The following is a 13,489-nucleotide window of genomic DNA, read 5'->3' as shown; positions in this document are numbered from 1 at the left end:
CGCCACGGCAACACGCGGAAATCCTCACTCGGCAGCTTGAGCGCTACCGTAGGCTTCCGAAATCATGTAGCCCGACAGCGTGCCGTAGGCGGCGGTCCACGCATCGGCGACCTCATTAGTCCAAGCGGCGCCCAGTCCCTTTTCCAGCGTCCATAGCAGTGCCGCGCCAACCACCGGATAGTGCTCCGCCTTGGCGCCGTAGCCGACGTGGCGTTTGGCGAGCGCACTCGCAGCCGGTAAGATCGATTCGAGATTGCCGAGGCCGTTGACCACGGCGGCCAGCATCATCATCAGCTTCTTGCGCTGCTCGGTCATATCGGCCGGAAACATCGCCTTCACCACCGGCGCGATCTCGAACAGGCGATCGTAGAACAACAGCGCCGCCTGCTCCGATATCGGGACGACCTTGGCAAAACTCTCCTGAACCAGTCTGACCTGCGTCGAATTCACTTCGGATCTCCTAACGTTTTAAGCAGAACCTATTGGTCTCGCCGGAGGAACATTGGTTCAATCATCACCTCGGAGCATTAAGCGCTTACGCCGCCTCGACGAAGCGATGCCGCTCGTAGAGAAATTCGAGCACGCGCTGACGACATTTGAGGTAGCCAGGGTTAGTTGCCAGCTCGAGCCGCTTGCGCGGGCGCGCGAGCGGCACCTCGAGCACCTCGCCGATCCGCGCGCTCGGGCCGTTGGTCATCATGACGATGCGGTCCGACAGCAGAACGGCTTCGTCGACGTCGTGGGTGATCATCAGGATGGTATTGCCGAGCTTCTGATGCAGCGCCATCACCGAGTCCTGGAGATGCGCGCGGGTCAGCGCGTCGAGCGCGCCAAAGGGCTCATCGAGCAGCAGCACCTTCGGCTCCATGGCGAGCGCCCGCGCGATGCCGACGCGCTGCTTCATGCCGCCGGAAATTTCGGATGGGCGCTTGTCCTTGGCGTGGGCCATCTGCACCAGGTTGAGATTGTGCATCACCCAGGCGTCGCGCTCGGCGCGGGTCTTGCGCGAGGCAAACACCTTGTCGACACCGAGCTTGACGTTTTCATAGACCGTCAGCCACGGCAGCAGGCTGTGGTTCTGGAACACCACCGCGCGATCCGGTCCCGGCGAGTTGACTTCGCGGTTCTCCAGCAGCACGCCGCCATTGGTGGCGCCAGTGAGACCTGCCACGATGTTGAGCAGCGTGGACTTGCCGCAGCCGGAATGACCGATGATCGAGACGTATTCGCCTTTCTCGATCGTCAGGCTGATGTCCTTCAGCACCTCGGTCGTGGCGTTGCCGCGGGTGAAGGTCTTGTCGATATGGTCGAGCTTCAGATAGGCCTGCATGACGTTCTCCTTCAGTTCAGCGCGGTGCCGCGGGTCACAATCTTCGCCACACCCGCGATCAGGCGGTCGAGCACGAAGCCGATGATGCCGACATAGAACAGCGCCAGGATGATTTCGCTGATGTGCGAGGAATTCCAGGCGTCCCAGATGAAGAAACCGATTCCGACGCCGCCGATCAGCATCTCGGCCGCAACGATCGCCAGCCACGACAGGCCGATGCCGATGCGAAGACCCGTGAAGATGTAAGGCGCCGCCGCCGGAATCATGATCTTGGAAAAGAACTCCAGCGGGTTGAGCTGCACCACGGCAGCGACGTTGCGATAGTCCTGCGGGATGTTGCGAATGCCGACCGCGGTGTTGATGATGATCGGCCAGACCGAGGTGATGAAGATCACGAAGATCGCCGAGGGCTGGCCGTCGCGGAACGCAGCGAGCGACAGCGGCAACCACGCCAGCGGCGGAATGGTGCGCAGCACCTGGAACAGCGGATCGAGCCCGCGCATCGCCCACACCGATTGCCCGACCAGTGTGCCGAGCGCGATGCCGACGATGGCGGCGATCGAATAGCCATAGGCGACGCGCTGAAGCGACGCGGACAAGTGCCAGAACAGACCCTTGTCGATGCCGCCATTATCGAAGAACGGATCGAAGATCAGTTCCTTGGTATCCTTGAACACGCGCGAGGGCGGCGGCAACGTGGAGCCGGTGCGGCGGCAAACCAGCTCCCAGAACAGCATCAACAGCGCGAGCACGACCAGCGGCGGCACGACGCGCGCCGCGGTCTCCTTCGCCATCTTGACGTATTTCTCCGCACGAGGCGCCTGCTTCGGCGTCATCGTGACCACCGGCGCCGCCGCAATCGGCGAGGTGGTTGGAATGGCCACCGCGGTGGCTTCGGCTTTGATCGCGGGCATCGACATTGAAAATGCATCTCCGTGTTCAAAAGGCGGACCGCACGCGCCTGGCGCGCGGCCCAGTTTGGATCAGACCTCAACACGCTTGATCGAAAGGGACTTCAGATACGCCGACGGATTCTCGGGATCGAATACCTTGCCGTCGAAGAAGGTCTCCTTGCCGCGCGACTTGGACGTCGGAATTTCGGCAGCGGGAACACCCATCTCCTTGGCCGCCTCGCGCCACATATCCTCGCGGTTGACCTTGGCGATCAGCGCCTTGCTGTCGAAGCCCGCTTCATATTTGCCCCAGCGGATGTCCTCCGTCATGAACCAGAGATCGTGGCTCTGGAACGGATAGGAGGCGTGGTCGCGCCAGTATTTCATGATGTGCGGACTGTTTTCGACGACTTTGCCGGGGATGCCGTAGTCGAACTTGCCGGCGGAACGGTCGTAGACGTCTTCAACCGGGCAATTCATCCACTGCCGCTTACCCATGATGGTCGCAAGCTCCTTCTTGTTCTCCGCCTTGTCGGACCATTGCTGGGCTTCCATCACCGCCATCAGCAGCGCCTTGGCCGCTTTCGGATATTTGTCGACCCAGGCTGCTCGCATGCCGAGCGACTTCTCAGGATGCTTGTTCCAGAGCTCGCCGGTGTTAACCGCGGTGTAGCCGATGCCCTGATTGATGAGCTGCAGATTCCAGGGCTCGCCGACACAGAAGCAATCCATGGTGCCGACCTTCATGTTGGCCACCATCTGCGGCGGCGGCACAACGATGGTCTCGATGTCCTTGTCGGGATCGATGCCGCCGGCGGCGAGCCAATAGCGGATCCAGAGATCGTGGGTGCCGCCGGGGAAGGTCATCGCGGCCTTGATCGCCTTGCCCGACGCCTTCTTCTTTTCTAGGGCCGCCTTGAAGGGCGTGGCGTCAACGCCGAGCTTCAGGTCGGCATATTCCTTGGCGACCGAAATGCACTGGCTATCGAGATTGAGCCGCGCCAGGATATACATCGGCGTCGGCTGATTGTTCTGCGTCACCTTGCCGGCCGAGATCAGGTAAGGCATCGGGGTCAGGATGTGCGCGCCGTCGATGCCGTTGCCCTCGGAGCCGAGCACGAGGTTGTCGCGCGTCGTGCCCCACGACGCCTGCTTCGCGACTTCGACGTCGGGCATGCCGTATTTGGCGAACATGCCCTTGTCCTTGGCGACGAACAGCGGCCCGGCATCGCTGAGCGCGATGAAGCCGAGCTTGGCCGCCTTCACCTCAGGGCCCGCGCCTTGCGCGAAAGCGCCGGCGGGAAAATTCAGCTTGGCGGCGGCGAGCAATGCTGCCGTGCCGCCAGTCGCCTTCAGGAGCTGGCGGCGGCTGAAACCGCGGCGCGAGGTCGGATTGGTGGGCTTCGTCATGGGTATCGCGGTCCTTTTGCTGCTCTGGTCAGGGTGCGTTTGAAACGGGGCCGTCCGTCTGGTGTCGCCGCGCGAGGCGCGAGAGGGCGCGTTCCAGGGAAGCCCCGGAATGGCGCGTCACAGTTCGGATGAGTGGTCTCAAGGGACGGCATCGATGGCGTCAGCACTAGCTATTCAAGCTCCGTGCCAAGCCCCGATCAGCGAAAAAAACTTACTATTATCAGTGAATTATCGAATATATGCTGAAAAAATCGGCAGCGGTCAGGAACCAGTCACCGCATTCCAAACTTGCGATTCGCTCAATCTTTGTGCGGCGCACAAGGATTGAGCAGATCACGAGCGCCCGGCCTTACGTGTGTTCGGCGGCCTTCGCCATCATCGGTTTCGGCGCGCTTCCCTCGCCCGGCTTCATCCGGAATTCGTAGCTCATCAGGTGCCAAGGCGTGGCCGCCGGCTTGCCGTCCGGCATCGTTGGATCGGTGCGCTTTTCGATTTTGGCGACAAGCTCGTCCTTGACCCCGAACACCACGTCGGAATCGAGATATTTGTCGCCCTCCATGAAGACGTGGGTGATCAGCGGCTGGTAGCCGGGCGCGTCCACCAGGAAATGTACATGGGCCGGCCGCATCGCGTGGCGGCCGGTCTGCACAATCATCTCGCCGACCGGGCCGTCGGTCGGAATGGGGTAGCTGCAAGGCAGGATCGTGCGGAAGAAGAACCTGCCATCGGCATCGGTCATGAAGCGCGCCCGCGACGACGGTCCCTCCGTCGCATAGGCCGGCTTCTGGGAATCATAGAAGCCGTCATCATCGGCGTGCCAGACGTCCACCGGCACATTCGCCAGCGGCTTGCCCTGGAGATCGGTGACGCGGCTCTGCACGAACATTCGCTCGCCCGGCAGACTGGCCGAGATATCGGTGCCATGCGGTGTCACCTTGTGCTCGCCGACATAGAACGGGCCGAGTACCGTGGTCTCGGTGGCGCCCTCGCGCTCCCTGTGGTTCACCGCATCGACCAGCATCGACACGCCGAGCACGTCGGACAGCAGAATGAACTCCTGCCGGATCGGGGTACACTTCTGGCCGGTCCGCGTGAGAAAATCGATTGCGTACTCCCACTCCTCGAAGGTGAGGTCGGTCCTGCGGACATAGTCGTGCAGCGATTTCACCAGTTCCTGCAGCAGGAACTTGGCGCGTGGATCCGGCGTATCGTCGAAACTGCCGATCACGGCGGCGGTCAGTTCGGTTTCGCTGAATTGGCGCATTTTTCTGTCCTGCGGGATTTGGCGACGGCTAGCGCGAGCCTACACCACCGACCCGCGCCGGGTAAGCACGGCCGGTTGGAACAAGGCGCACTTTTCGGCTATCAAAGCGGCATCGCCCAGCCGGAGATCAGCGCCGATGTTAGCCCCCGCCTCGCCCGAGCAAGCCGGAATGTCCAAGGCGGCGCTCGATCGTCTCGAAAATCACCTGAAGCAACGCTACGTCGATGCCGGCCGCTTCCCGGGGACGCAGCTCCTGATCTATCGCCGCGGCAAGGTCGTCCATTCGACCGCGCAGGGTTTTGCCGACGTCGAGCGCAAGGTGCCGGTCAAGGACGACACGATCTTCCGCATCTATTCGATGACCAAGCCGCTCACGAGCGTCGCCTTCATGATGCTGGTCGAGGAAGGCCGCGTCGCGCTGGATGAGCCCGTGCACAAATACATTCCGGAATGGAAGAACCTCGGCGTGTTCGTGGCCGGCACGCACCCGGCCTTCCTGACCCGCCCGCCGTCGCGGCCGATGCTCATCGTGGATTTGCTGCGGCACACGTCGGGCCTTACGTACGGCTTCCAGCAGCGCAGCAATGTCGATGCCGCCTATCGCGAGAACCAGATCGGCGAAGTCGTCAAGGCAGGCACGCTGCAAGGCATGATCGACGACCTCGCAAAAATCCCGCTGGAATTTTCACCGGGCGAGGCCTGGAACTACTCCGTCGCCACCGACGTGATCGGCTATCTCATCGGTCTGATCAGTGGCAAGCCGTTCGAGCAGTTCCTGAAGGAGCGTATCCTCAATCCGCTTGGCATGAACGATACCGATTTCTTCGTGCCGAAGGACAAGGCGCATCGTTTCGCGGCGTGTTATTCGGCCGATCCGCAAGGCGGCTTCAATCCGCTCGCCACCGAGCGCAAGGGCACGCTGACGCTGCAGGACGATCCAGCGACGAGTTCATTCCTGGAGCCGCCCTCCTTCATCTCCGGTGGCGGCGGCCTGTGCTCGACCGCGGCCGATTATCTCACCTTCTGCCGGGTGTTGCTCAATGCCGGCGAGCTCGGCGGCGTCCGCCTGTTGGGTCCGAAGACCTTGAAGCTGATGACGTCGAACCACCTTCCCGGCGGGGTCGATCTGCCGGCGATGTCGCGCTCGCTGTTCTCGGAAGCCTCTTATAACGGCATCGGCTTTGGCCTCGGCTTCGCCGTCACCATGAACCCGGCGCAGACGCTGATCGCCGGCAGTCCCGGCGAGTTCAACTGGGGCGGCGCGGCAACGACCTCGTTCTTCATAGACCCGGCGGAAGAGCTGATCACGATCTTCATGACGCAGGTGCTGCCGTCGACCGCCTATCCCTTGCGGCGCGAGCTGCGCACTATGGTGTACGCCGCGATCACCGACAGTAATCTTTGAGCCACACGGGTCATTCCGGGGTCGTCGCTTCGAGCCGCCCCGGCATGACTCGCGGGAAGGTCCGGGTTCCGCGGCGCGAAGACGATCGTCCCGGAGCCCGGCGCTTTGCCGAGAGCGGGTTTACATCCCTCTAATATTCTTGGCGAAATTCGGCGGCTTCTCCTATGCTTCGCCCGATTGGCGCCGACCCGGGGCTTGCGTTGCCGAAACTTTCATTGCCAGTGCGTCTCGTCCTTCTGGTTGCGGGAACCACGCTGCCGCTGATCATTTTCGCGGGCGGCATCACCTACAACAATTACAAGCAGGATCGCCAGAACGCGACGCAACGGGTCCTTGAAACCGTTCGCAGCATTCGCCTCGTGCTTGACGCAGAGATGCAGCGGATCACCGGCGCGCTCCAGGTGTTGTCGCTGACAAACGCATTGCGCGACGGGGATTTCGAGGGCTTCCGCCGCATCTGCCAGGGTTTCCTCGACCAGTATGGCGAAGGCGGCGTCGTGCTGGTGGCGGACCGGGAAGGCCGCCAGTTGTTCTCCTCGCTCACATCGGACACCACAAACCTGCCGCTTCGCAACAACCTCGGCATGATCGAGAAGGTCTTCGCCGAAAAGAAGCCGGTCTACTCCAACCTGTTCTTCGGATCGGTCAAGAAACGGTTGATCTTGACGGTCGAGGTGCCCGTTATCCGCAACGACGAGGTGCTCTACGACATCTCCTTCAGCCCGCCGATCGAGATCTTCCAGGCCATGGTCGAGCAGCAACGGCCGACCAAGGACTGGACGATCTCGATCTTCGATAGTGAAGGCATCAACTTCGCGCGCGTACCGAATCCGCAAGAGACCGTCGGCAAGCGTGCATCGCCCTCGCTCTATGCGGAGATGTTCCTCAATCCCGAATCCACCGTGCCGACGATATCGCTCGAGGGCGTGCCGCTGATTACGAGCTTTGTCCGCTCTTCGCTCACCGGCTGGACGGTCGCGGCAGGCGTGGCCGAAAGCTCGCTGGTCGCGCCGCTGTGGCGCAACCTCGCGATCACGAGCGTGATGGGCGCCGTTCTCCTGATGGTCGGTCTCGCCTTTGCGGTGCGGATGGCAACCCAGATCGCCCGCGGCGAGATGCTCCACAATCTCCTGATCGAGGAACTCAACCATCGCGTCAAGAACACGCTCGCGGTCCTGCAGTCGATTGCCACCCAGACGTTCCGCAGCGCGAGTCGGGCAGAACGCGAGAAGTTCGAGGGAAGGCTCGGCGCGCTGGCGGAGGCGCATAACCTTCTGAGCCAGGAGAGGTGGCAGGGCGCGGAGCTGCGGGAAGTGATTGCGCGGGTGCTGCAGCCCTATCTGCTCAACAATCCGGAACGGGCGCGGATGTTCGGACCGCGGGTTCCGCTTTCGCCGCGGCTCGCCGTGGTGCTGTCGATGATCGTGCACGAGATCGCAACCAATGCCGCCAAATACGGCGCGCTATCGAATGAGACCGGCACCATCGCGGTGGATTGGGAAATTCTCGAAGAAAGCGACGGGCGCAAGTTGCGGCTGATCTGGACCGAAGCCGGCGGCCCGCCCGTCACGGCGCCGGTGCAGCGCGGCTTCGGCTCGCGGCTGATCGAGCGCAGCGCGCGCGACCAGCTCGGCGGCGAAGCAACCGTCGATTTCCTGCCGCGCGGCGTGGTCTATACGGTGAGCTGCGCGCTCAACCGGGACGAATAGAGCCTTATCGGCTCTGCTTGGATCAGAGCCAATAGCGCCATGCTATTTGAGCATCTCCGGCACGATCAGGCGCGGCAAGAACAGCGAAACGCTGGGCCAGATGATGAGCGCGGCCAGCACCAATAGCATCGGTATCAGCATGATCACCATGTCCTTCAGCGCGTAGCGCAGCCGCACCCCCGCAATCGAACAGGCAATCAGCAGACACAGGCCGTAGGGCGGCGTCACCAGCCCGAACGCCAGCGACACAATCGAAATGATCGCAAACTGAACGGGGTGCAGGTCGACCGACTTCGCTAAGGGCTCCAGCACGGTGCCGACAATCACGATCGCCGGAATGGCGTCGAGGAAACAGCCTACGACCAGGAAGCAGAACGCGATGAAGAAGCCGGCCGCGACCGCGCCCATGCCCCAGGTCGACACGTTGGCCAGGAGCTCCTGCGGTATCTTGTAATAGGCCAGCAGCCAGCCAAATGCGCTCGCGGTGCCGATGCAGAACAGCGCGACGCCGGCGAGACGCCCGGTGTCGAGCAGCGCCTTGTAGAGTTCGCGCGGGCCGGTTTCCCGGTAAAAGAAAGCTGACAGCACTACGGAATAGAGCACGGCAACGCAGGCGGATTCGGTAGCGGTGAACCATCCGAGCAGGATGCCGCCGACGATGATGAACGGCGTCATCAGCGCCGGTATCGATCGCCAGATGGCGTAGCCTATGTCGGTCCAGCTCGATTTCGGGTAGGTCGGATAGCCGCGCCGCACCGCGTAGACATGCACCGTCGCCATCTGGGCGCCCGCGATCAACAGCCCGGGGACGATGCCGGCCAGATACATCGCTGCGATCGAGGTCGAGATCAATCCGCCCCAGACGATCATCAGGATCGAGGGCGGGATGATGACGGCGAGCACCGCCGATACCGCCGTGATGGCGATCGAAAACGAGAGATCGTAGCCTTCCTTGGTCTGGGCATCGATAAAGATCTTGGACTGGCTCGCGGCGTCGGCGGTGGAAGAGCCGGAAATGCCGGCAAAGAACACCGACAGCACAACGTTGATCTGCGCCAGCGAGCCCGGCCAATGCCCGACCATCGAGCGCGACAACGCTACCAGGCGGTCGGTGATGCCGCCGATGCCCATCAGGTTGGCGGTCAACAGGAAGAAGGGCACGGCGAGCAGGATGAACGAGTTGTAGGCGTTGAATGTCTCCTGCGCGAGCGACATCATCGACAGGCGGGGCTCGATGAGCAGGATCGGTACGCAGGCAAGACCCAGCGCAAACGCTACCGGCACGCGCACGACGAGCAGGCCAACGAAAACGCCGAACAGGACCAGTGCGGCCTCTCCGGCGGAAAGTACATTACCGTTCATCGGCTCGCCCCGACCAGAATTTTCAACTCGTCGATGATCTGGTCGCCTGCAAAGACAATCCACGTCACACCCGCCACGGGCCATGCGACATGAATCATCCAGAGCGGTAGATCGGCCAGTTCCGACGTTCGGTTCCAAGCGAACCGCGTAAATTCCAGGCCAGCCCACACGAATACCAGCGCCATCGCCAGCACGCCGAGACGCGCGACGATCCGCACCGCGGCTTCCGCCCGCCGCGACAGGGTGGGCCAGACGTCGACCTCAAAATGCTGCGCCTCCCTGATTCCGACCATGGCACCGATCATGATGGTCCAGATGAACAGGAAACGCGCCATCTCCTCGGTCCAGATGTAGGACGGAATGAACGGCGTGTAGCGCGATATGACCTGCAAGGTGACCGGAACGACCAGAATGCCGACACATGCGGCAAGCAGGATTTCGAGTATTTTCGCATAGGCCGCCGTTGCTCGTCGCCATAGCGACGGGTTCGGCGGCATCGGTATTTCAGTCATCATGGCTCCGGAAGGTAACGATCACGGAAGTGGGGCAATCCGCATGGCTTGCCCCACTTCCTGTCGCTCGGCGCGACAAATATCAGGCGACGTTGATCTTCTCGAAGATGGCTTCGGCGCCGATTTCCTTGGCATAAGTGGCCATCACGGGATCGGCGAGCTTCTTCATGGCGTCGCGCTCCTCGAAGGGGACGCGCTTGAGCTTGCCCGCCTTTTCCAGCGTATCGAGCTTGACGACTTCTTCGCTCGATTCCAGTTGGCGGCCGTAGTCGCCGGCTTCCTTGCCGGCCTTCATGATCGCGTCCTGCAGATCCTTCGGCAGGGTCTTCAGCGTCTTCACCGAGAAGCAGATCGGCCGGATCGATACCGCGTGCTGCGTCAGGTTGAGATGGGGCGCGACTTCGTAGAACTTCATTGCCTCGACGCCGGCGGCCTCGTTTTCGCCGGCCGAGATCACGCCGTTCTGGATGGCGTTGTAGACTTCGTTGTAGGCGATCACCGTCGGGCTCATGCCGACGGCTGCAAACGTCTTCGACCAGATCGGCGCGCCCTGCACGCGCACCTTGAGGCCCTTGAGATCAGCGAGATTCTTGAGCGGCTTGTTTGCGAAGATGTTGCGGATGCCGCCGCCCGCATAGCCGATCAGGACGACCTCGGCCTTAACAGCGATTTCATCGGCGACCGGCGCCAGGATATTCTTCTCGACGACCTTGTTCATGTGCTCGACGCCCTTGAACACAAAGGGCGCATCGATGAACGGAGCCGCCTTGGCGAAGGTCGACATGTGCGCCGGCGAGACGATACCGTAATCGACCGCCTTGCCCTGCGACATGTACTCGAAATACTGCTTCTCGAGGCCGAGCGATGAATTCTTGTGCAGCGTGAAGTTGACGGGCTTGCCGTAATATTTCTTCACCAGCTCTTCGAACCGGGTCAGCGCCTTGGTGAAGGCGTGATCGTCGTTGAACTGCACGGCGCCATTTAGCGTGACGGGCGTCTGGGCCCTGAGGATCGATGGCATGCCGAGCGCGCCGGCAGCAGCCGTCGCACCAAGGCCCGCAAGTACGGTTCTTCGCTTCATAGCGTTCCTCCCCTGTAATGCCCGTCCCTTGTAAGCGGGACTTTGGGCCTGACCGACAATGCGGCTGCAGACACAAAGCGTATGCAAAACGGCGCGGCTGTGGAAGCCAATTTAAGTAGTAGCTGGGGACCAATAGGCCGCAGGCGGCCCGATAGTTGTAATCATTTTGCCAATCGCCGGAGGGCTGGCCGAGCCGATGGTCCCTGCGCCAACAGCCTTCGGCGCTCGCCATGGCTCCCGGGGACATGCGTTGCTGAAGTGAGTCTCGCGATCGATCCGAACGCCGCCTTTTTTTGGCGCGGCCAACTGACGCGCCGCAAATGTTGCGCGATGTCGGATCTTGCCCAAAGCCGCACGAGCAGCCCGCCTTCGAAATGGTCGATGCGACGGTGCGCCAGACCCGCTCCACAGGTTGCAGGCAGCGCAGCCAGCGCAACTTGCCGAAATTTCCCGCCAGCTCGATCAGAAAGCCGACGCTGAACTTTGCTGCATTTTGTCAGGCATCAGATTTCACGCGATGCACGCCGACGTCGGAGCGACACGCGCTGTGAGCGATCGCATTATCGGCCGGAAAACCCGTAGAAATCCGGTGCCAGACCGCTTCCCAGTAATCATGCGGATCAAAATCTGTGGCCTTTGAACTCGCGGTGGTTGTGGTTTGTCGAATATTTTGTCAAATGTAGAGGACGGGGTTTTTTGCCAAATAGACCCCGGGCGTCGACAGCCTTAGGTGGTTGGCGGCGCCGGTATCAGGATGCTTCCAATGCGCGCAAGCGTTTGGCACCCCATCCGGCAATCTCAGGATTCCCGTGGTTCCCTATACCAACACGGTCCAGACTGACTTTAATGTGGCAAATATGGATGAACCCCTGACCTACTTTTGCCAGGGTTTCCCGATTGAAGGACGGTAGACGAATGAACAGCAGATCAGCAGCAAAGAAGATGAAACAGCGCAGCGCCGGCAAACCCGATATCGAGTTGGGCAAGCGGATTCGCCTGCGGCGTGTGGAACAGAAAATCTCGCAAGCGGAGCTCGGCGACAAGCTGGGCGTCAGCTTCCAGCAGGTCCAGAAGTACGAGAAGGGCGTCAACCGTGTCGGCGCTGCTCGTCTTCAGCAAATCGCTACCGCGCTCGACGTGCCGGTGACGTTTTTCTACGACGGCGACGGCAAGGCGCGCGAAGTCGAGAGCCTGCTGTTCCTGGACAGCGCGTTCAGCCTGAGGCTGTTGCGTGCCTACAGCAAGATCAAGGACCAGACCGTACAACGTCAACTCGTGTCCTTGATGGAATCGATCGCCGCCAACGAGGGCTAGGCACTATCGCGCCTGGATCGCAGCACCGCGGACCCGATCAATCGACGCGAGAAATCGCCGGGTAGCCTGTTGCTGCGCTAGGCCTGATCTTGATCTGGCCGGGACAAGATCGGTTCGCCGTCATCGCAAATGGCGGAGCCCGGCCGTATCGCAGCGAAAAGCCTGCGCGGTACGTTCCGGCGAATAGTCGTGCTCCCTCGCCGCTGCAAAGTCCTCACCACTCGCGTGTGCCCGGCCCTGCGCCACCAATCTCACAATCCCTCCCGGCATCTGTTCCGGTCCTGACGCCATGCAAGATGCGGCGATTGACCTCGGCGCGACGCTCGTCCGACAATGGATCAAGCCTCCCGACTGAAAGCCGCAACCGATGCTCGATTTCCCGAAGACCGCCGAAATCTCCCATGCCGACGGCAAGATCCTGCAAAGTGTCAGCGATGGCGTCGGCGTCATCACATTCAACAATCCCGACAAGCGCAACGCCATGTCGCTCGAGATGTGGGAGGGCCTGGGTCACGCGTTGATCGGGCTGCGTGACAATCCCGACGTTCGCGTCGTGATCCTGGTCGGCGCCGGCGACAAGGCCTTCGTCTCGGGCGCCGATATCAGCCAGTTCGAAAAGACCCGCCACAATGCGGCGGCGTCGGAGGAATATTCGAAACGTAGCGAAGCGCAGCGTGCGCTGCTCGCAAGCTATCCGAAGCCGACCATTGCCTGCATCCGCGGCTTCTGCCTTGGCGGCGGCATGCAGGTCGCGATGTTCACCGACATCCGTATCGCCTCCGACAACAGCCAGTTCGGCATTCCCGCCGCAAAGCTCGGCATCGCCTATGGCTACGACGGCCTCAAGCACCTGGTCTCGCTGGTCGGGCCGTCCTGGGCGCGGCTCATCATGTACACGGGCATGCGGATCGAGGCCGCCGAAGCCCTGCGGATCGGTCTGGTCGACCGCGTGCTGCCGGACGCGGGGTTATGGGACGCCACCATGGAAATCGCGCGCACCATCTCCGGCAACGCGCCGCTGGCGATCAAGGCCGCCAAGATCACCATCGCCGAGGTGCTGAAGGACGAAAGCAAGCGCGACATGGATGCGATCAAGCAGATCGGCCGCACTTGTATGGATAGCGAAGATTTTCGCGAGGGCCGAACGGCCTTCATGGAAAAGCGCAAGCCGCAATTCAAGGGGCAGTAAAATCGGGGGGCGCAACAATC

Annotated in this window: 12 protein-coding genes; 4 read left to right on the top strand and 8 right to left on the bottom strand. The window is 61.8% G+C overall.

Annotation, left to right across the window (positions count from 1 at the left end):
- Nucleotides 1-24: 24 nt before the first annotated feature.
- The 5 genes from GWE18_RS27745 to GWE18_RS27725 form a co-directional block, all read right to left on the bottom strand.
- A complete protein-coding gene (locus GWE18_RS27745; protein WP_275188865.1) occupies nt 25-450 on the bottom strand; it encodes a globin family protein in 426 nt (141 codons plus the stop codon).
- Nucleotides 451-535: 85 nt separating this feature from the next.
- The gene (locus GWE18_RS27740) at nt 536-1,330 is read right to left on the bottom strand and encodes an ABC transporter ATP-binding protein (protein WP_275188864.1); all 795 of its coding nucleotides are present in this window, start codon (nt 1,328-1,330) and stop codon (nt 536-538) included.
- Nucleotides 1,331-1,341: 11 nt separating this feature from the next.
- Nucleotides 1,342-2,250, bottom strand: a complete 909-nt coding sequence (gene ntrB, locus GWE18_RS27735) for a nitrate ABC transporter permease (protein ID WP_275188863.1) — start codon at nt 2,248-2,250, stop codon at nt 1,342-1,344.
- Between the two features lie 63 nt (nt 2,251-2,313).
- On the bottom strand, nt 2,314-3,633 hold the full coding sequence (locus GWE18_RS27730; RefSeq protein WP_275188862.1) for a CmpA/NrtA family ABC transporter substrate-binding protein: 1,320 nt from the start codon (nt 3,631-3,633) through the stop codon (nt 2,314-2,316).
- 349 nt (nt 3,634-3,982) lie between these two features.
- Nucleotides 3,983-4,897, bottom strand: a complete 915-nt coding sequence (locus GWE18_RS27725) for an intradiol ring-cleavage dioxygenase (RefSeq protein WP_275188861.1) — start codon at nt 4,895-4,897, stop codon at nt 3,983-3,985.
- 136 nt (nt 4,898-5,033) lie between these two features.
- Here GWE18_RS27725 and GWE18_RS27720 point away from each other — a divergent pair, with 136 nt between their 5' ends.
- A complete protein-coding gene (locus GWE18_RS27720; protein WP_275188860.1) occupies nt 5,034-6,302 on the top strand; it encodes a serine hydrolase domain-containing protein in 1,269 nt (422 codons plus the stop codon).
- Between the two features lie 200 nt (nt 6,303-6,502).
- Entirely contained in the window at nt 6,503-8,011 is a 1,509-nt protein-coding gene (locus GWE18_RS27715; RefSeq protein WP_275188879.1) for a sensor histidine kinase, read from the top strand.
- A 42-nt stretch (nt 8,012-8,053) separates the two neighbouring features.
- Here GWE18_RS27715 and GWE18_RS27710 read toward each other — a convergent pair whose 3' ends face one another.
- The 3 genes from GWE18_RS27710 to GWE18_RS27700 all read right to left on the bottom strand — a co-directional run bounded on the left by GWE18_RS27710 (nt 8,054) and on the right by GWE18_RS27700 (nt 10,966).
- Complete coding sequence (locus GWE18_RS27710) at nt 8,054-9,373, bottom strand: TRAP transporter large permease (protein ID WP_275188859.1); 1,320 nt, start codon at nt 9,371-9,373, stop codon at nt 8,054-8,056.
- Nucleotides 9,370-9,885 carry a TRAP transporter small permease gene (locus GWE18_RS27705; RefSeq protein WP_275188858.1) on the bottom strand — a complete coding sequence of 172 codons (516 nt, stop codon included), beginning with the start codon at nt 9,883-9,885 and terminating at the stop codon, nt 9,370-9,372. The genes GWE18_RS27710 and GWE18_RS27705 overlap by 4 nt, the downstream gene beginning before the upstream one ends.
- Before the next feature lie 82 nt (nt 9,886-9,967).
- Nucleotides 9,968-10,966 carry a TRAP transporter substrate-binding protein gene (locus GWE18_RS27700; protein ID WP_275188857.1) on the bottom strand — a complete coding sequence of 333 codons (999 nt, stop codon included), beginning with the start codon at nt 10,964-10,966 and terminating at the stop codon, nt 9,968-9,970.
- A 915-nt stretch (nt 10,967-11,881) separates the two neighbouring features.
- On the opposite strand from GWE18_RS27700, the gene GWE18_RS27695 reads away from it, so the two are divergent.
- Both GWE18_RS27695 and GWE18_RS27690 read left to right on the top strand, forming a co-directional pair.
- Nucleotides 11,882-12,280 (top strand): helix-turn-helix transcriptional regulator, encoded by a 399-nt coding sequence (locus tag GWE18_RS27695; RefSeq protein WP_141686906.1) that lies wholly within the window; start codon nt 11,882-11,884, stop codon nt 12,278-12,280.
- A gap of 367 nt (nt 12,281-12,647) precedes the next feature.
- Entirely contained in the window at nt 12,648-13,469 is an 822-nt protein-coding gene (locus tag GWE18_RS27690; RefSeq protein ID WP_275188856.1) for an enoyl-CoA hydratase, read from the top strand.
- The last annotated feature ends 20 nt before the right edge of the window (nt 13,470-13,489 follow it).

It is taken from the genome of Bradyrhizobium sp. CSA112 (genome assembly GCF_029051645.1).
Taxonomy (GTDB): domain Bacteria; phylum Pseudomonadota; class Alphaproteobacteria; order Rhizobiales; family Xanthobacteraceae; genus Bradyrhizobium.
This window is presented reverse-complemented; position numbering and strand designations above follow the sequence as displayed.

Bases quoted from the DNA above. Each gene is read 5' to 3' on its own strand.
- GWE18_RS27710 (WP_275188859.1), bottom strand. From the start codon at position 9,373: ATGAACGGTAATGTACTTTCCGCCGGAGAGGCCGCACTGGTCCTGTTC.
- ntrB (WP_275188863.1), bottom strand. From the start codon at position 2,250: ATGTCGATGCCCGCGATCAAAGCCGAAGCCACCGCGGTGGCCATTCCA.
- GWE18_RS27700 (WP_275188857.1), bottom strand. From the start codon at position 10,966: ATGAAGCGAAGAACCGTACTTGCGGGCCTTGGTGCGACGGCTGCTGCC.
- GWE18_RS27705 (WP_275188858.1), bottom strand. From the start codon at position 9,885: ATGACTGAAATACCGATGCCGCCGAACCCGTCGCTATGGCGACGAGCA.
- GWE18_RS27720 (WP_275188860.1), top strand. From the start codon at position 5,034: ATGTTAGCCCCCGCCTCGCCCGAGCAAGCCGGAATGTCCAAGGCGGCG.
- GWE18_RS27690 (WP_275188856.1), top strand. From the start codon at position 12,648: ATGCTCGATTTCCCGAAGACCGCCGAAATCTCCCATGCCGACGGCAAG.
- GWE18_RS27740 (WP_275188864.1), bottom strand. From the start codon at position 1,330: ATGCAGGCCTATCTGAAGCTCGACCATATCGACAAGACCTTCACCCGC.
- GWE18_RS27730 (WP_275188862.1), bottom strand. From the start codon at position 3,633: ATGACGAAGCCCACCAATCCGACCTCGCGCCGCGGTTTCAGCCGCCGC.
- GWE18_RS27725 (WP_275188861.1), bottom strand. From the start codon at position 4,897: ATGCGCCAATTCAGCGAAACCGAACTGACCGCCGCCGTGATCGGCAGT.
- GWE18_RS27695 (WP_141686906.1), top strand. From the start codon at position 11,882: ATGAACAGCAGATCAGCAGCAAAGAAGATGAAACAGCGCAGCGCCGGC.